At 68.0% G+C, this 17367-nt stretch carries 19 protein-coding genes and 1 pseudogene; 6 read left to right on the plus strand and 14 right to left on the minus strand.

Going from position 1 to position 17367, the window contains the following annotated elements:
* The 4 genes from ACO2Q9_RS19435 to ACO2Q9_RS19450 all read left to right on the plus strand — a co-directional run bounded on the left by ACO2Q9_RS19435 (position 1) and on the right by ACO2Q9_RS19450 (position 2829).
* Positions 1 to 927, plus strand: a complete 927-nt coding sequence (locus ACO2Q9_RS19435) for an ABC transporter permease (RefSeq protein ID WP_423313822.1) — start codon at positions 1 to 3, stop codon at positions 925 to 927.
* A gap of 34 nt (positions 928 to 961) precedes the next feature.
* Positions 962 to 1642, plus strand: coding sequence for a cysteine hydrolase family protein (locus tag ACO2Q9_RS19440; RefSeq protein ID WP_423313824.1), 681 nt, complete (start codon positions 962 to 964; stop codon positions 1640 to 1642).
* Between the two features lie 78 nt (positions 1643 to 1720).
* Positions 1721 to 2155: a hemerythrin domain-containing protein gene (locus ACO2Q9_RS19445; RefSeq protein ID WP_423313826.1), complete on the plus strand. Its 435-nt coding sequence runs from the start codon at positions 1721 to 1723 to the stop codon at positions 2153 to 2155.
* Positions 2152 to 2829: a GNAT family N-acetyltransferase gene (locus ACO2Q9_RS19450; RefSeq protein ID WP_423313828.1), complete on the plus strand. Its 678-nt coding sequence runs from the start codon at positions 2152 to 2154 to the stop codon at positions 2827 to 2829. Before ACO2Q9_RS19445 ends, ACO2Q9_RS19450 begins: the two co-directional genes overlap by 4 nt.
* On the opposite strand, the gene ACO2Q9_RS19455 is transcribed toward ACO2Q9_RS19450, so the two are convergent.
* The 9 genes and pseudogenes from ACO2Q9_RS19455 to ACO2Q9_RS19495 form a co-directional block, all read right to left on the minus strand.
* Positions 2820 to 3656, minus strand: coding sequence for an amidohydrolase family protein (locus ACO2Q9_RS19455; protein WP_423313830.1), 837 nt, complete (start codon positions 3654 to 3656; stop codon positions 2820 to 2822). The genes ACO2Q9_RS19450 and ACO2Q9_RS19455 overlap by 10 nt on opposite strands.
* A complete protein-coding gene (locus ACO2Q9_RS19460) occupies positions 3653 to 4639 on the minus strand; it encodes an aldo/keto reductase (protein WP_423313832.1) in 987 nt (328 codons plus the stop codon). Before ACO2Q9_RS19460 ends, ACO2Q9_RS19455 begins: the two co-directional genes overlap by 4 nt.
* Positions 4639 to 5082 carry an RbsD/FucU family protein gene (locus ACO2Q9_RS19465; RefSeq protein WP_423313834.1) on the minus strand — a complete coding sequence of 148 codons (444 nt, stop codon included), beginning with the start codon at positions 5080 to 5082 and terminating at the stop codon, positions 4639 to 4641. Before ACO2Q9_RS19465 ends, ACO2Q9_RS19460 begins: the two co-directional genes overlap by 1 nt.
* Positions 5082 to 6662: an ABC transporter substrate-binding protein gene (locus tag ACO2Q9_RS19470; RefSeq protein WP_423313835.1), complete on the minus strand. Its 1581-nt coding sequence runs from the start codon at positions 6660 to 6662 to the stop codon at positions 5082 to 5084. The genes ACO2Q9_RS19465 and ACO2Q9_RS19470 overlap by 1 nt, the downstream gene beginning before the upstream one ends.
* Positions 6655 to 7680, minus strand: coding sequence for an ABC transporter ATP-binding protein (locus ACO2Q9_RS19475; RefSeq protein WP_423313837.1), 1026 nt, complete (start codon positions 7678 to 7680; stop codon positions 6655 to 6657). The genes ACO2Q9_RS19470 and ACO2Q9_RS19475 overlap by 8 nt, the downstream gene beginning before the upstream one ends.
* Positions 7677 to 8690, minus strand: coding sequence for an ABC transporter ATP-binding protein (locus ACO2Q9_RS19480; RefSeq protein ID WP_423313839.1), 1014 nt, complete (start codon positions 8688 to 8690; stop codon positions 7677 to 7679). Before ACO2Q9_RS19480 ends, ACO2Q9_RS19475 begins: the two co-directional genes overlap by 4 nt.
* Positions 8691 to 8698: 8 nt before the next feature.
* Positions 8699 to 9589: an ABC transporter permease gene (locus tag ACO2Q9_RS19485; RefSeq protein ID WP_423313841.1), complete on the minus strand. Its 891-nt coding sequence runs from the start codon at positions 9587 to 9589 to the stop codon at positions 8699 to 8701.
* Between the two features lie 16 nt (positions 9590 to 9605).
* Positions 9606 to 10151 (minus strand): ABC transporter permease, encoded by a 546-nt coding sequence (locus tag ACO2Q9_RS19490; RefSeq protein WP_423314116.1) that lies wholly within the window; start codon positions 10149 to 10151, stop codon positions 9606 to 9608.
* Between the two features lie 180 nt (positions 10152 to 10331).
* Positions 10332 to 10730, minus strand: a pseudogene (locus ACO2Q9_RS19495) (hypothetical protein); the annotation flags it as partial.
* On the opposite strand from ACO2Q9_RS19495, the gene ACO2Q9_RS19500 reads away from it, so the two are divergent.
* Both ACO2Q9_RS19500 and ACO2Q9_RS19505 read left to right on the plus strand, forming a co-directional pair.
* Positions 10703 to 11773, plus strand: coding sequence for a LacI family DNA-binding transcriptional regulator (locus ACO2Q9_RS19500; protein ID WP_423313844.1), 1071 nt, complete (start codon positions 10703 to 10705; stop codon positions 11771 to 11773). The pseudogene ACO2Q9_RS19495 and the gene ACO2Q9_RS19500 sit on opposite strands and share 28 nt — an antisense overlap.
* A 1-nt stretch (position 11774) precedes the next feature.
* On the plus strand, positions 11775 to 13193 hold the full coding sequence (locus tag ACO2Q9_RS19505) for an amidase (RefSeq protein WP_423313846.1): 1419 nt from the start codon (positions 11775 to 11777) through the stop codon (positions 13191 to 13193).
* A gap of 3 nt (positions 13194 to 13196) precedes the next feature.
* On the opposite strand, the gene ACO2Q9_RS19510 is transcribed toward ACO2Q9_RS19505, so the two are convergent.
* From ACO2Q9_RS19510 to ACO2Q9_RS19530, 5 genes are read right to left on the minus strand one after another with little or no spacing between them, the layout of a single operon-like run.
* Positions 13197 to 14144 carry an alpha/beta hydrolase gene (locus ACO2Q9_RS19510; protein ID WP_423313848.1) on the minus strand — a complete coding sequence of 316 codons (948 nt, stop codon included), beginning with the start codon at positions 14142 to 14144 and terminating at the stop codon, positions 13197 to 13199.
* A 4-nt stretch (positions 14145 to 14148) separates the two neighbouring features.
* Entirely contained in the window at positions 14149 to 14883 is a 735-nt protein-coding gene (locus tag ACO2Q9_RS19515) for an ABC transporter substrate-binding protein (RefSeq protein WP_423313850.1), read from the minus strand.
* A gap of 30 nt (positions 14884 to 14913) precedes the next feature.
* Complete coding sequence (locus ACO2Q9_RS19520) at positions 14914 to 15714, minus strand: amino acid ABC transporter permease (protein ID WP_423313852.1); 801 nt, start codon at positions 15712 to 15714, stop codon at positions 14914 to 14916.
* Positions 15711 to 16373, minus strand: coding sequence for an amino acid ABC transporter permease (locus ACO2Q9_RS19525; protein ID WP_423313854.1), 663 nt, complete (start codon positions 16371 to 16373; stop codon positions 15711 to 15713). Before ACO2Q9_RS19525 ends, ACO2Q9_RS19520 begins: the two co-directional genes overlap by 4 nt.
* A 24-nt stretch (positions 16374 to 16397) precedes the next feature.
* Positions 16398 to 17300, minus strand: a complete 903-nt coding sequence (locus ACO2Q9_RS19530) for a glutamate ABC transporter substrate-binding protein (RefSeq protein ID WP_423313855.1) — start codon at positions 17298 to 17300, stop codon at positions 16398 to 16400.
* Between the last annotated feature and the right edge of the window lie 67 nt (positions 17301 to 17367).

The raw sequence follows: 17367 nt of genomic DNA on the forward strand, positions 1-17367 counted from the left end.
ATGGAACTGCTCGCACACTGGATCGGCAGCATTCCGGACTTCGCGGTGCCCTACGCGCTCGCGGCGCTCGGCCTCATCATCGCGGAGCGCGCGGGCGTGCTTTCGCTCGGCGCGGAAGGACTGATGCTGGTGGGCGCACTCACCGCCATCGGCGCGCAACTCGCGTTCAACGCGACCGGCATCTCGCTCATCCTCGCGATGATGGCGGCGGCAGGCGTGTCGGTGCTGTTCGCCGTCATGGTGGTGCTGCTGCGCATCAACCAGGTGATCGCGGGGCTTGCGCTCGTCTTCTTCTGCCAGGGCCTCACGAGCCTGCTGGGCACGGTACTGAGCTGGACCAACATGCCCGTCACCTCGCAGGGCGCGGTGGCGCTCGGGCCGCTGAAGGACATCCCGCTCATCGGCGGCCTGTTCGAGCAGAACCCTGTCGTGTACCTCACGCCCTTCATCTTCATCGGCGTCGTGTACTACCTCAACCGCACGACTTCAGGATTGCGGCTGCGCTCGGTCGGCGAGAACCCGCAGGCGGCCGATGCAGCGGGCATCCGCGTCAACGCGTACCGGTTCCTTGCCATCGTCGCGGGTGCGGCCATCGTCGGACTGGCGGGCGCGTACATCTCGCTGCTGTCCACCAAGCTGTGGATCGCCGGCATGACCGGCGGGCGCGGCTGGATCGCCGTGGGCCTCGTCATCTTCGCGCGCTGGTCGCCGTGGAAGGCGTTGATCGGTGCGCTGCTGTTCGGCTGCATCGAGGCGCTCATCCCGCAATTGGCGGCCGCCGGCGTGAAGCTGCCGCAGTACTTCGTGCTGATGACGCCCTACGTCGTCACGCTCGGCGTGATGATCTGGGTCGCGCTCGGTCGCAAGAGCAGCGACGCCGAGCCGGGCGCGCTGGGTGAACCGTACGTGCGGGAAGAACGGCGATAGGCAATCCGCCGAGAAGCGCCACCAGAAAGAATCCATGAAAGCCTACGTTTACGAAAAGCCGCGCGACCTCGGCAGCGCCTTCGACGACTACCTCGACCCGAAAACCACCGCCGTCATCTCCATCGACATGCACCGCGGTCATCTGGACGACGACCCCCAATGTCCGTGCCCCGCGCCGCGTGCGCGCGACGTGGTCGCGCCCATCGATGCGTTCCACGACGAGGCGCGTGCGCTGGGTGTGCGCATCGTGCATGTGAAATCGGTGCTGCGCCCGAATGGTGTGGACGACATCGCAGGCATCCCCGCCGCATGGCGTCGCACCTTCCCGCTGCACATCGGCGAAATCCCGAATGCCGACGCCCATGCGATCGAAGGCTCGCGCTGGACCGAGTGGGTCACGCGTGTCGAACCAGGCGACATGCGCGTGGAGAACAAGCGGCGCCTTTCGGCCTTCTACCCGACCGACCTCGACTTCCTGCTGCGCAACCAGCGCATCGAGACCGTGGTGCTCGACGGCGGCTTCACCGACTGCTGCGTGCTCAACACGGCGTTCGACGCCAACAACCACAACTACCGCGTCGTGGTGCTGCGCGACCTGGTGCGCGGCACGGACCCGCATCTGGAAGGCGCGGCGCTGTCGATGGTGTCGCTGCACCTGGGTCTGGTGCTCGAATCGGCGGATCTGCTGGCGCACTGGAAGAATATGGTGCCGTAGTCGAGGCGGTTTGCGTCACGTCAACCCCGGCGCTGTGCGATCCCCGTAGCCTGTCTGCTTCTTTTCAAGGAAGCTGCCATGGCCCTGCTCGAATGGTCCGACGCGCTCGCGCTGGACATGCCCGTGATGGACGAGACCCATCGGGAGTTCGTCGAACTGCTCACTGCGGTCGAGGTCGCACCTGACGGGTCGCTGCTGGCGGGCTGGGACGCGCTCATCGCGCACACCGATGAGCATTTCGGGCGCGAGGACGAATGGATGCGGCGCGCAGGCTTTGCAGCAGGGAACTGCCACAGCACGCAGCACCGCGTGGTACTGGAGACGATGCGCGAGGGTGCTCGCCTGGCCGCGCACGGGCGGCTTTACATCGTGCGCGAGATGGCGTCGCAACTCGCCCCATGGTTCGTGAATCATGCCCAGTCGATGGACGCGGGCCTGGCGCTGCACCTGAAGAGTTTGGGGTTCGATCCGGCGACGGGTGAGTTCGAGGAGGCGGGCACAATGCCCGCATGACCGATCTCGACCGGCCCGTCTGGGCCACCCTCGCCCATGCCCCTCAGCTCGCCGAAGGCGGCGAGCTCGCGAAGCGCTACCGGCGCGATGTGAACATGTTCGCCTCAGCGCGCGATGACAGCGACGAAAGCACGGCGGCGCTCGCCGGCCTGCTCCATCCTGGCGACACCGTCTATGTGCTGCAGGTGCCGGTCATCCGTATTCCTTCCGGCCTGACGCTCGCGCGTGAAGCGCAGGGCGTGCAGATGGTGGCCACACATTCCATCGACGCCGAAGACGGCCCCGACGGCATCGTCGTGCTCGGCGATGCAGAAGCGGCGGAGATGCTCGCGCTCGCCACACTCACCGAGCCGGGTCCGTTTCTGGAACGCACGCACACCATGGGCCGCTTCATCGGCGTGCGCATCGACGGGCGGCTGGCGGCCATGGCGGGCGAGCGCATGCGCTTTCCCGGTTTCACTGAAGTGAGCGGCGTCTGCACGCACCCGGACTTCCGTGGGCGTGGTCTCGCGCGCCGCCTCTCGTCGGTGGTGGCAAACAACATCCAGCAGCGCGGAGACCAGGCCTTTCTTCACGCCTGGACGAGCAACCGCGCGGCGATCACGCTGTACGAAAAGCTCGGCTTCGAATTCAGGACGGATGTGCGCGTGGCCGTGCTGAAGCGTCAGCCGTAAAGCGCAAGCGCATTGCGCCCGAAGACGCGCGCGATGTCGTCTTCCGGCAGGCCGGCCAGCCAGCGGCGGCTCAGCGCATGCCACAGTTCGTAGTCGGCTGCGAGCGTGAGCACCGGCCAGTCGCTGCCCCAGATCAGGCGCCGGGGGCCGAACTCCGCCAGCAGCAGCTCGACATGGGGCTGCAGGTCACCGGGGCTGCCGCCGGGCGGCAGTTGCGTCATCAGGCCCGACAGCTTGCAGTGCAGGTGGGTTTCGCGTGCGAGCGCGCGCATGCCGATGGACCACTGCGTGAAATGCGCACCGTCCACGACGGGCTTCGCCGCGTGGTCGATCACCATGCGCAGGCCCGGCCAGCGCTTTGCGAATTCGAGCGTCGCATCGAGGTGCACGGGCTTGATGAGCAGGTCCAGCACAAGGTCGCTGGCCTGCATGGCGGCGAGCGCGGGCTCGATGTCGCGCCGGAGGATCCAGCGTGCATCGGGCAGGTCCTGCAGCATGGGGCGCAGGCCCTTGAGCAGCGGCTGCGCAGCGAGACGCCGCACACGCTCCGCTGCATCGGCGGCTTCGAAGTCGCACCAGCCGACGACGCCGATCACGCGGCTGCCGGGCCGCGCGGCGATGTCCAGCAGACGCCACGTCTCGGCTTCGCTGGGTGCGGCTTGCACCAGCACGGTCGCGTCGACACCTGTTGCATCGAGCAGCGGGTGCAGGTCGGCCACGCCGAAGTCGCGGCAGATCGGCGCGGTCGCGCCGGTGGGCACGAGCCAGCCGTAGTCGCCGTGGATGGGTGACCAGTAGTGCTGGTGGGCATCGATGCGCAGGCTCATGCGGCGATCAGGCTGTCGTTGCGCTGCCAGAACGCATCGTCGATCGGCCAGTGCGCCATGGCCAGGTTGTCGCGCACTTCGTGCGCACTGCGCGCGCCGACCACCACCGCACATGTCGCGGGGCCACGCATGGCGAATTGCAACGCAGCCGCGCGCAGCGGCACGCCAGACGCATCGCACAGCGCCTGCAGCGCACGCGTGCGCGACAGGATGTGTTCATCCGCGGGCTGGTAGTCATAACGCGCGCCGGCCACCGCGCCGGTGGCGAGGATGCCGGAGTTGTACACGCCGCCGAGCACCAGCTTGACACCGCGCTGCTCGCACATCGGTATCAGCCGCTCGCGTGCCGACGCATCGAGCAAGGTGTAGCGGCCGGCGAGCATGAAGCAGTCGAAGTCGCCATGCGCAAGCGCGTCGATGCACACCTCGCATTCGTTCACGCCGATGCCGATGGCGCCGATCACGCCCTCGCTGCGCAACCGTGCGAGCGCGGGATACGCGCCGTTCATGGCTTCGGCAAAGCGCGCGGGCTGCGCGTTCCCATGCGTGAGCCGGTCGATGTCGTGGATGTAGACGATGTCGATGCGGTCGGTGCCCAGGCGCTTCAGGCTTTCGTCGAGCGAGCGCCGCACGCCGTCGGCGCTGTAGTCGAAGCGCGCACTGAAAGGCAATCCGGCCACGTAGCCGCTTTGTTCGCGCAGGGGTGTGGTCGCGGGTTCGAGCAGGCGGCCGACCTTGGTCGACAGGAAATAGCCGTCGCGCGGCCTGCCCGCGAGCATGCGGCCGATGCGCGACTCGCTCAACCCGTGGCCGTAGAGCGGCGCGGTGTCGAAGTAGCGGATGCCCGCGTCCCACGCGGCCTGCAGCGTGGCCTCGGCCGCGCTCTCCGCCACTTCCGAATAGAGGTTGCCGAGCGGCGCGCCGCCGAACCCCAGGCCGGTGATGCCGCCCAGGGAAGCGAGGACGCCGCGCGGCTTCGCCATCACGCGACAGTGCCCGGCTGGACCACGCCCTTGCGCAGCAGCAGGTTGGCGTAAAGACGCGTTTCGCCCGTCTGCACGATGGCGTAGGCGGACTGCGCGCGCGCATAGAACGCGTTGCGATCCAGCGCATCGCGCTTCGCCTCGCTGCCGTGTGCCTTGGACGCGATGCCATCGAACTCCCGCACGGCCTCAGGCACCGCCGCCGCGTCGCCCACCACCGCCATGCTGGCCAGCGGCGCGTCGACGAAGGTATCGAGCGGCATCACCGACAGCACCGCGCGCACCACGGCCGTCGCGCTGGCGCCGTCGACGCGCACCAGCCGGCGCGCGAAACTGGCGGCCGGGAAGTTCGCGTCCACGACGGCCAGCTCGTCGCCGTGGCCCATCGATGCCAGCACATGCAGCAGGTCGGGCCCCAGCAGCGGGTCGAGGTTCTTGAGCATCAAGGGGCCTTGCGGATGTTCCAGTAGACCGGCACCGCCGCGTTGAGTGCGCCGCTCAGTTTGGCCGACTGCGCACGCACCAGGTACAGCTGGCCCAGCGGCACGTAGGGCAGCGTCTGCAGCGCACGCACCTGCACCGCCCTGGCGATGTCGGCACGCTTGCCCGTGTCGGCCGCGGTGGCGAACTGGTCGCGCAGCTTCTCCAGCTCTTCGTCGCACGGCCAGCCGAACCAGGCCTTGTCGCAGTTGGAGCGCAGGCCCAGATGGCCCAGCGGGTCCATCATGTCCGCGCCGGTGGGCGCGGAGATGAAGAGCGACCAGCCACCTTGTCCGGGCGGGTTCTTGCTGGTGCGGCGCGCGGTGAGCGTGCCCCAGTCCATCGACTGCGCATCGACCTTCATGCCCATGTCGCGCATCATCTGCTCGGCCACCAGGCTGAAGATGTTGGTCAGGCCTTCGTTGCCGTGCAGCACGACGACGGGCTCACCCTTGTAGCCGCTGTCCTTGAGCAACTGCTTCGCGCGGTTCAGGTCGGGCTTCGGGTAGTTCGCGTTCGTGTAGTAGGGCGACGTGCACATGTAGAACGACGCGCACACCTTGTAGAGCTTGGGGTCGTCTACTGCGGCGCGCAGGAAGGTTTCCTGGTCCACGGCCGCCAGCACGGCTTCACGCACCTTCGGGTTGTTGAAGGGCGGTTGTGTGGAGTTGAAGCGGAACACCGCCTGCACGCCCAGCGAGTCCTGCGGCACCACGCGGATGGCGTTGTTGCGCGCCAGATCCTTGATCATGTCGGAGGGCACCTCCTCGAAGATGTCGAGCTCGCCCTTCTGCAGCGCGTTCACGGCAGTCTGCGTGTCGGGGATGTTGAGCCACTCGACACGGTCCACGTTCGCGCGCTTGGCGCCGGCCAGGCCGCTGGGCTCGTCCGAGCGCGGCACATAGGCGGGGTTCTTCACGTACACCACCTTCGCGCCGGGCAGCCATTCGTCCTTCTTCATGATGAAGGGGCCGGAGCCGATCGGGTCGGTGATGCCGGTCGTCGCAGGCGTCTTCGCGATGCGCTCGGGCATGATGAACGGCACGTTGGAACTTGGCTTGCCCAGCGCGTCGAGCACGAGACCCCAGGCTTCCTTCATCTTCAGGCGCACGGTCTTCGCGTCCACCGCCACGAGTTCGGCGGTGCGCGCGGTGAGCTGCTGACCCAGCCCGTCGCGCTGGCCCCAGCGCTGCAGCGAGGCGACCACGTCGGCAGACGTCACCGCGCTGCCGTCGTGGAACTTGAGGCCGTCGCGCAGCACGAAGGTGTAGGTGAGCTGGTCGGGGCTGACGGTGTAGCGCTCCAGCATCTGCGGCTTGATGGCGAGCTTCTCGTCCATGGCGAACAGCGTGTCGTAGACCATGTAGCCGTGGTTGCGCGCCATGTAGTCGGAATTGACGATCGGATCGATGCCCTTGAGGTCACCGAACGGCCGCACGCGCAGCACCGACTGCGCATTCACCGCCGATGCGGCGAATGCGAGGCCGAGCGCCGCGGCCACCAGGCGCAGTGCGTGCCGCGCACGGGATTGGGGTTCAAGCATGTGATGTCTCCTGTAGTTGTTCCCCGGTGCCCCCGGGGTGGGGTTGGATGGACTGCTCCGTCACCGCATGGCAGGCGACGAAACGGCCGGGCACGGCTTCGCGCAGGGCCGGCTCTTCCACCGCGCAGCGCTCGTGGGCGAGCGGACAGCGGTTGCGGAAGCGGCAGCCCGAGGGCAGATTGGCAGCACTGGGCACGTCGCCTTGCAGCAGCACGGGCCGGCGGCGGCGTGACGGGTCCATTGCAGGCACGGCATCGACCAGCGCCTGCGCATACGGATGCAGTGGCTTTGCGAAGAAAGCCTTCTTCGGCGCGCGCTCGACGATGGTGCCCAGGTACATGACGGCCACGGTGTCGGCGATGTACTCCACGACGCCGAGGTCGTGGCTCACGAAGAGATAGGCCATGCGCTCTTCGCGCTTGATGTCGGCCAGCAGGTTGAGGATCTGCGCCTGCACCGACACGTCGAGCGCGGAAACGGGCTCGTCGGCGACGATGAGTTCGGGCTTGAGCGCCAGCGCGCGCGCAATGCCCAGCCGCTGGCGCTGGCCGCCGGAAAACTCGTGTGCATGGCGCTGCGCGGCAGTGGCCGGCAGGCCGACCTGGCCGAGCAGTTCGCGCGCGCGCTGGCGACGCGACGCCGCATCGCCCACGCCGAAGTTCACCAGCGGCTCGGCGATGAGATCTTCCGCACGCATGCGCGGGTTGAGCGACGCGTACGGATCCTGGAACACCATCTGCACGCGCTTCCACACGTCGCGCAGCGAGGCGGCATCGTGCGGGTCCACGGCCTTGCCGTCGATGCGGATGGTGCCGCTGCTGGGCGCGACCAGTTGCATCAGCAGGTTGGCCACGGTCGATTTGCCGCAGCCGCTCTCGCCGACCAGCGCGAGCGTCTCGCCGCGCGCGATGCTGAACGACACGCCGTCCACCGCGCGGATGGTTTTCGGCTTGCGCATGAAACCCTGCGGCAGGCTGAAGGTGCGCGTGAGCCGGTCGGCTTCGAGCAGGGCGGTCATGCGGCCATCTCCTGTGCGACCAGCTCGGGGTTGAAGCACGCAACCACGTGGCCGGCCGACGGCGTGTGCAGCGGCGGCGTCGATTGCGGGCACCGCTCCAGCGCGCGCGGGCAGCGATTCGCGAATGCGCAGCCCGGCGGCAGGCGGTCGGGCGAGGGCACGGCGCCGCGGATTTCCGCGAGGCGTGTGACGGCATCGTCCTGCGGAGCCATCTGGCTCGCGCGACGCGGGATCGACGCCATCAGCCCGCGCGTGTACGGGTGAGAAGGCTGACGGAAGAGCTGCGCCACCGGCGCTTCCTCGGCACGCGCGCCGGCGTAGAGCACGACCACGCGGTCGGCCACTTCGCACACCACGCCCAGGTCGTGTGTGATCAGCACGACGGACGTGCCCAGGTCGCGCTGCAGTTCGCCCAGCAGCGCGAGGATCTGCGCCTGGATGGTGACGTCGAGCGCCGTGGTCGGTTCGTCGGCGACGATGAGGCGCGGCTTGCATGCGAGTGCCATCGCGATCATCACGCGCTGGCGCATGCCGCCCGAGAGCTGGTGCGGGTACATCTTCGCGCGGCGCGGTGCGTCGGGAATGCGCACGCGCTCCAGCACTTCGACGGCGCGCGTCCATGCGGCGCGGCGCCCGCAGTCCTGGTGTGCGCTCACGGCTTCGGCGATCTGGTCGCCGATGGTGAGCACCGGATTGAGCGAGGTCATCGGCTCCTGGAAGATCATCGCGATCCGGTTGCCACGCAGCGCGCGCATGTCGCGCTCGGGCATCTTCAGCAGGTCCTGGCCTTCGAAGCGGATGCTGCCGGAATCCACGCGCACGCTGCCCGGCGGCAGCAGGCCAAGGATGGACAGCGCGGTGATGCTCTTGCCGCAGCCGCTCTCGCCGACGATCGCGAGGTTCTCACCCGCACCCACGCTGAACGACAGGTCGCGCACGACGGGGTGGAAGCCCGCGTCGCCGCGCACCGAGATGCACAGGCGATCGACTTCGAGCAGGGGCGTGGTCATCGTCGTCCTCACTTGCCCATGGCGCGTGCGAGGCGCGGATCGAGCAGGTCGCGCCAGGCATCGCCGCTCACGTTGACCAGCAGCACCAGCAGCGCCAGCGCCACGCCGGGGAAGGCGAGGATCCACGGCGCGCGGCCGAGGTAGTTGCGGCCTTCGGCGAGCATGTTGCCCCAGCTCGGGATGTCCGGCGGCGTGCCCGCGCCAAGGAAGGACAGCACGGCTTCGAGGATCATCGCGGACGCGAAGACATAGGTGGCCTGCACCATCACCGGCGCGACGACGTTGGGCAGCACGTGCCGCAGCAGCAGGCGCGGCAGCCGCGCGCCGTGCGTGATGGCGGCCTGCACGTACGGCTGCGTGCGCACGGTGAGCGTGAGGCTGCGCACCAGGCGCGCCATGCGCGGCACTTCGGGCAATGTGATGGCGGCGATGACGGTGCGCATGTCGGAGCCGAACAGCGCCATCAGCGCGATGGCGAGCAGCACGCCGGGAATGGCCATCAGCCCGTCCATGCAGCGCATGATCACGCCGTCCCAGCGACGGCTGAACCCTGCGAAGAGACCGATGGACAGGCCGAGCACGCAGGTTGCGATGGCGACGGCGGTGCCTACGGCCAGCGACACGCGCGTGCCGTAGATGGTGCGCACGAACACCGAGCGGCCGAGGTGATCGGTGCCGAACCAGTGCTCGGCGCTGGGTGCGCGCAGGCGCAGCACCGGGTTCAGTGCGCGCGGGTCGGGCAACACAAGCGGTGCAATCAGGGCCACGAGTGCGAGCAGCGCAAACACCACGATGCTGAACGCCAGCAGCTTGTGCCGGCGCGCGAACGCGGCCAGGCGCTGCCAGCGCGGCGATTTCGGCGTCTCCAGGGTCAGCGGTGAATCGAGCAGGGCGGCCATGTGCGATGGGGTCCGTTCAGTAGCGGATGCGCGGATCGAACAGCAGGTAGCTCAGGTCCACCAGCAGGTTCACGCCGGTGTAGATGAGCGCGAAGAGCAGGATGAGCCCCTGCACGATCGGGTAGTCGCGTTGCGAGATCGCATCGGCGGCGAGGCGGCCGAGCCCCGGGATGTTGAACACCGTCTCGGTCACCACCACCCCGCCGAGCAGCGATGCGATGCCGATACCCACGACGGTGGCGATCGGCACGGCCGCGTTCTTCAAGGCGTGCCGGATGAGCACGCGCGAGGGGTGCAGGCCCTTGGCCCTGGCGGTGCGCACGTAGTCCTGCGCCAGCACTTCGAGCACGCTCGCGCGGGTGACGCGCGCGATCAGCCCCATGTAGAGGAATGCGAGCGTGACGGCCGGCAGCGTGAGGCTGCGCAGGCAGGCGAGCCAGCCTTCCTTCAGCGGCACGTAACCCTGTGCTGGGAACCAGTCGAGCTTCATCGCGAAAAAGTAAACGAGCGCATAGCCGACGACGAACACCGGCGTCGAATAGCCCGCCACAGCCAGGCCCATCACCGTGCGATCCACCTTGCCACCTGCACGCCACGCCGCCAGAACACCGAGCGGGATGGCCATCAGCACGGCGAGCAGCACGGTGTAGGCCGAGAGCATGAGCGTCGGCTCGATGCGGCGCGCGATCAGGCTGGACACCGGTTGCTGCGCATAGATGGAAATGCCCAGATCGCCCTGGAGCACCTTCGCCGTCCAGGTGAAGAACTGCTGCGGCAGCGACTGGTCGAGGCCCAGGTTCGCACGGATCGCGTCGATCTGCTCGGGCGTCGCATAGTCGCCCGCCAGCACCACGGCCGGATCGCCCGGCGTGAGGCGCAGCAGCAGGAACACCAGCGCGCCCACGAAAACCAGCACGGGCACGACGGCGAGGATGCGGCGGAACAGATAGAACATGGGTGTCGTTGTAAAACGTTTTACATTTGAATCCAGACCCGAGGTCCGGGACAAGAGGAAACACGTTTCTCCAAGGGAAAATACTGACAGGGAAAGCCCGGTTTGTAGCTTCTCGACAAGGAAAGCGGTCACTGATTTAAATCGTTTAATATCATTCCATGCGTAAACCGCGATCTCCTGCTTCATCCGACGGCGGCGCCACCATCCATGACGTGGCGCGGCTCGCGGGCGTGTCCGTGGCCACCGTGTCCAACGTGGTCAACGACGCGCGGCCGGTGTCGGCCGAAACGCGCGAGCGCGTGCGCAAGGCCGTCGACGCACTGGGCTACACGCCGCATGCGGCTGCGCGCAGCATGCGGGGACGCGGCAGCGGGCTCATCGGCCTGATCGTTGCGGACATCACCAACCCGTTCTTCACATCGCTCGTGCAGTCGGTGGAGCGCGCGGCCAATGCGCACGGCTATGCGGTGCTGCTGTGCAACAGCGACGAAGACCAGGCGCGCGAGGAGCGCAGCCTGCAGCTGCTGCGCACGCAGCGCGTGGACGGCATCATCCTTGCGGCGACGGGCCAGGCGTCGGCCGGCCGCGCCGCAGCGCTCGCGCAGTTGCGCGTGCCGGTGGTGCTGGTTGACCGCGGCCTGCCGGAGTTCGGGCTCGATGCGGTGATTCTCGACAACCGGCGTGCCGCGCTCGAAGCCACGCGCCACATGCTCGGCTTCGGCCACCAGCGGCTCGCGATGATTGCCGGCCCGGCCAGCGTGAGCACCGGCATGGAGCGCCTCACCGGCTTTCGCGAAGCGCTGTTCGAAGCGGGCGTGCGCTACGAAGACAAGTGGGTGCAGGACGCGGGCTTCCGCGAAGAGCGTGCTTATGACATCGCCTGCGCGATGCTTTCGCAGAAAGAGCGGCCCACGGCGATCTTCGCCGCCAACAACCTCATCGCCATTGGCGTCATGCGCGCGATTGCCGACATGAAACTGCGTTGCCCGGAAGACGTGTCGGTCGTGAGCATCGACGACTTTGCCTGGGCCAACGCGTTCCGCCCGCGCCTGACCACCGTGGCGCAGCCGGTGGACGCCATGGGCGAGACGGCGGTGCGCATCCTCATGCACCGCATCTCAGGCGAAGGCCCGGCCACGCCGCACACCGAAGTGATGGCGCCGATGCTCGTGGTGCGCGAATCGTGCAGCCGGCCCGTGGGTGCGAAGGCTGCGGCCACCGCGCGCTGACATGACGCGCGAACTCGTCCGTCTCGGTGCCGCAGAACTTGCCGGGCTGCTGGCGCGCGGCGAGGTGAAACCCTCCGAAGCCGTCGAGGCGTCCATCGCGCGCATCGAAGCGGTCGACACGAAACTCAACGCATTGCCGGTGCATTGCTTCGACCGTGCGCGCGAGCAGGCGCGGCAGCTCGATGCAGTGCCGCCTGCGCAACGCGGCGCGCTCGGCGGCATGCCTATCGTCGTGAAGGACAACAACGATGTCGGCGGCGTCGTCACCAGCGGCGGCACGGCGATCTTCCGCGACCGTCTGCCGGTGGCGTCCGATCGCACCATCGCGCTGCTCGAGAAGAACGGCGCGATCCCCGTCGCGAAGGCGAACCTGTCGGAGCTCGGGGGTGCCAACACCACCAACCGGCTGCTCGGCACCACCTTGCATCCGATGGATCTGTCGCTGAGTTGCGGCGGTTCGTCCGGGGGCTCGGCGGTGGCGGTGGCGACGGGCCAGGTGTGGGTAGCACATGGCAACGACGTGGGCGGCAGCCTCCGCATTCCGCCTGCATTCGCCGGCATCACCGGCCTGCGACCCACGCCCGGGCGCGTGCCGCGCCTGGCCACGCGCGACCCGTTCGACCCGGTCATGGTGGACGGCCCGCTTGCGCGCAATGTCGAAGACCTCGCGTTGATGTTCGATGCGATGGTGGACTTCGACGCGGGTGACCCGATGTCCGCGCCCTCGCCAGACGCGCCGTTCCTTCCTGCGGCTCGTGCGCCGTTGAACAAACCTGCGCGCGTGGCCATCAGTGCATCGCCCGGTGGCCTGCCGGTCGCGCGCGAAATCCGCGATGCGATGGACCGGCTCGCATCGCAGCTTGCCGCAGGCGGTATGCAGGTCAAGGCGGCCGAGCCCGCATGCGACGGCGCGCGCGACCATGTCGCCGTGCTGCGCGGCGAAGCCTATGCACTCAGCTGGGAAAGCCTGTACCGCCAGTTGCCGCGCGAGGCGTTCACGCCGGAAGTGCAGGGCGACATCGAGCGCGGTCTCACGCAGCCGCCCGAGCGCGTGCGCACCGCGCACCGCTGGCGCAACGACCTCGCGCGACGCGTGGCGGCGTTCTGGACCGATCATGACTTCTTCATCTGCCCGGCGACGCAGGCCATGCCGTTTCCGGTGGGGGATGTGTATGTTCGCGCCATCGACGGCGAGCCGATGCGCCACTACACCGACTGGATCACCATCGACTACATGTGGTCGCTGGTCGGTTGTCCGCTGATTGCGTTGCCGGTGCGTACGGGTGCCGAAGGCCGTGGTCTGCCCATCGGCGTGCAGGTGATGGGGCCACCGCGATCGGAAGCGGCGCTGTTCGCCTTCGGCGCGTGGTGGGAGCGCGAAATCTGCACGCCTGCGCAGGTCATCGACCCGCGCATCTGAACTTCAGCGCATCGCGCGTCGCAGCTGGTCTGCGCACAGGTGCACCGCATCGTTCGCCTCATCGAGGACGCGGCCCAGCGTGATGAAGCCGTGCATCTGCCGTTCGTACGACACCAGCGTTGCCGGCGTGCCGGCCGCCGACAGTGCCTGCGCATAGGCCATGCCTTCGTCACGCAGCGGGTCGTAACCCGCAACCAGCACGAAGGCCGGCGGCAGACGGGAATGATCCTTGTGCAGCAGCGGCGATGCACGCCAGTCCGTCGCGTGTTGCGCTTCGTCATGCAGGTAGTGCGCGCAGAAGTACGCCATCGTGTCTGCGCCCAGCCCGTACCCGGTGGCGCGTGTGCGGTAGGACTCGCTGCCGCGTCGCTGGTCCGTCACGGGGTAGATGAGCAACTGGAACCGGAGTGCGGGGCCGCCGGCATCGCGCAACGCGAGCGCTGCCACGGCCGCCAGGTTGCCGCCCGCGCTGTCGCCGCCCACGGCGATGCGGGCAGGGTCGATGCCCAGTCGGGCCGCGTTCACCGCTGCCCACTGCGCGGCGGCGACGGCATCGTCCACGGCTGCGGGAAAGCGATGCTCGGGCGCAAGGCGATAGTCCACCGACAGCACCGCGCAGGCGCTCAAGTCCGCCAGTTGCTGGCACAGCGTTTCATGCGTGTCGAGATCGCCGATCACCCAGCCGCCGCCGTGGAAGTACACGAGCAGCGGCAATGCGTCGCCCGAGGCAGCGCCCGGCACGACGGGGCGTGTGAGTCGCGCGGCAATCGTGCCGTGCAGCGCAGGGATCGACACATTGCGCGACTCCGCGATCTGCGGTCGGTCAGGCTGTGTGTAGCCCGACCGCTCCAGATACAGGCGTCTCGCTTCCTGCGGTGCGAGTGTGTGCGTGGGCGGCACACCCTTGTCCGCCATGAGTTGTAGAAGCGCTTGGGCTTGGGGGTGCAGCATGGGGCTACGGATTTCCGGCCGGCGCAACGGCCGCGCCTTCGATGCCATGTCGTGCGAGTGCCTCGGTCACGAAGCCGCTGGCCTTCATCTCTTCCACATACTGCGCGAGAAAGCGCGCGGCTTCTTCGCCGCGGCTGCGCGGGCAGCCCATCGCCTGGCGGATCACCATGAAATGCCCGGGCAGCAGACGCAGGCCGCCGATGCGCTTCGCGTCCGCTTCGAGCTGCTGCTTCACCCCCGCTGCCACATCCGCACCGTGCTCGATGAAGTAGTCCACCACCGCCGGCGAACTCGGTGCACGCAGCAGCGTGGCGCGCCTGATCTCGCGCGAGAGCAACAGATCGTACGCGCTGCCTTGGCCCACCACGAGGCGCGTGCCTTCGCGGTCCACCTGGTCCATCGCGGTGACGGGCGAAGCGTTGCGCACCGCATAGCAACCTTCGATGAGCACGTAAGGCGGCGTGAAGTGGATGCCTTCGCCGCGCCTGGGGTCGATGGCGAAGAAACCGATGTCCGCCTGCTCCTGCGTCACTGCGTCCACCGACTTCGCGGCGGTGTCGAACACGACGAGCTCCAGCGGCACGCCCAGCCGCTGCGCGAAGCCCTGCGCCAGATCCACCGACACCCCTTTGGCGGAACCGTCGGGCGTCGGCGCGGCCAGGATCGGGTTGCCTGTGTTGATGGAGGCACGCAGGCGCCCGTTGGGGGCGAAGGCCTTGACGAGATCGGTAAGTGTCATGCCGCGCATCATCCCACCAATGCCGTGAATTCAGTGCACGGGCCGGCCCAGCCGCTGGCTTGCCCGGGATATGGCGTAGTTCACCAGGCAGTACAGCAGCGCCACGACGAGGTACACCGGCACCAGCGCGTTGTAGTTGGCGATGAGCACCCTGGCGTTCTGCATCAGTTCGCCGTAGGTGACGACGTAACCGAAGGTCGTGTCCTTCACGACGATGACCAGTTGCGCGACCAGTGCCGGGACGATGTAGCGCAGCGCCTGCGGAAAGACGATGCCGAAGAAGACCTGGACTTCGGTCATCCCCAGGCTGCGGGCCGCATGGGTCTGGCCGCGGGGCACGGCGAGCACGCCGGCGCGGTAGACCTCGGCCACCACGGCGGCGGTGCTCAGGCCGACGGGCAAGGTCAGCATCCAGTAGGTGCTCAGCTTGATGCCGACCGACGGCAGAACCAGGAAGCACACGTAGATGAGCAGCAGCGTCGGCACGCCGCGCAGGAACTCGATGACTGCGACGCTCGGCCACCGCACGAACCGCAGCGGCGACAGCCGGCCGGCCATCAGCACCAGCCCGAGCGTCAATGCGATGACAGCCGCCGTCGCTGCTGACGCCAGCGTGCCGAGCAGGCCCCTGGCCAGGAAGGCCCAGGTCGTCGGCAAGGCGAAATGTTTCCAGAGCCGTGCTTCCAGCTGGCCTGCAACATGGAAACCGTACACGATGCCCGCAGCCAGCAAGAGCAGCACGGCGGCGACGGCCACGCTCATCGCGCGGGCGAGAGTGTGGGCCCGCGGGTCCGGTGCGCCGAACAGGATGTCTTCCAGCGTGCGACTCATTTGAGGATCCGCACCTTCTTCTCCAGCGCGGCACCCGCCCACGCAATCAGCAGCCCCGAGGCCACGTACATCGCGGCAGCCAGCGCGAAGGCGGGCATGCCGGCGGCCGAGTCATTGGCGAGCTTGGCCACGAGTGCGGTGAGCTCCCGGCCCGGCAGCGGCACCTGCGATGCCAGCGAGGTCGAGAGCATCAGCGCGATCAGCAACGAGGTCATCGGTTGCACCACCGCGCGCAGCGCCTGCGGCAACACCACCGCAGTGACGACACGCACCGGCCGCATGCCGAGGCTGAGGGCAGCTTCCACCTGGCCGCCGCTGACGGTGTTGATGCCCGTGCGCAGGTAGTCCGCCGTGAACGCGGAACACACCAGGGTGAGGGTCAGGATGACGCTGGGCTCGTAGTCGATCAGGACGTTCAGGTCGGGCAGTGCGAACACGATGAAGATCAGCAGCGCAACGCTCGGGATGTTGCGGAAGATCTCGACGTACACGGTCAGCACGAAGCGCAGCGGCGGCAGCGGCAGGAGCCGGGCCACTGCGACGGCCGTGCCCAGAGCGAAGCCAGCCGCGAAGGAAATGGCAGTGAGCTTCCACGTGAGCAAAAGGGCCTGCCAGAAGGCAGGCCCGTATTCAGCCAGGAGCCGGAAGACACTGCCCATCGGTCAGAGAGGGTCAGGGAGGGGTCAGGGGATCGGCGGCGGTGTCGGCACGTTGGTGCTGCCGGTGCGCTGTCCGATGGCCACCGTCCACAGCTTGGCCCACGTACCGTCGGCCTCGATCTTCTTGAGGAACGCGTTGACGAATGCCACGCCGTCCGAGCCCTTGGGCAGGCCGATGCCATACGGGTCCTGCGGGCCGAAGGGGGTGCCTGCCAGTTGCGCATCGCCGGTGCCCTGGCTCAACACGTTGAGCAGCAGCGTGTAGTCGGTCACGTAGGCGTCCACGCGTCCCTGGCGCAGCGCGTCGAGCGCTTCCTGGTGGGTCTGGAACTCCTGCACGGTCGCCTTGGGGGCGAACTGCGCCAGGATCGCGGGCCCGGTGGAGCCGGCCTGCGTGGCGGTCCTCTTGCCGGCGAGATCGTTGTACGACTGGATCGTCTTGTTGGTCGACTTGACCAGCACCCCCGCCTGCGAGGTGTAGTACGGGCCTGCGAAGGAGATCTTCTCGGCGCGGGCAGGAGTGATGGAGTAGGTGGCCAGCACGATGTCCACCTGGTTGTTGATCAGCACCTGCTCGCGTGTGGACGAGGTGACCTGCGTGAACTGGTACTTGGAAGCGTCACCCAGGATGTAGCGGGTGAGCAGCTGTGCCAGGCCCGCGTCGAAGCCGCGGATCTTGCTGTCTTTCTCGTTGAGCAGCGAGAAGAGATTCGACGTCTGGGTGGCGCCCAGGCGCAGCGTGCCGGCCTGCTTGATCTTGCTGGCCCAGGTGCTCGACGCGAGGGTCGCCGCGTCGGCGACGGGGCCTTGGGCGACCAGCGCGTCGAACGCCGCTGCGTTGATGGGCGTGCCCTGTGCGAAAAGCGGCGCACCGGTCGCGACTGCCAGTGCGACCACAGTGGTTTTCAGAGCGGATTGGATCGACATGGGTGACTCCTGGATGGTGTGGGGCGCAGATGAATGAATTTATAGCAGGTGCCGCGCTCATCGGCAG

This window comes from Variovorax sp. VNK109, from assembly GCF_049445855.1.
In the GTDB taxonomy this organism is placed as follows: domain Bacteria; phylum Pseudomonadota; class Gammaproteobacteria; order Burkholderiales; family Burkholderiaceae_C; genus JAGOCV01.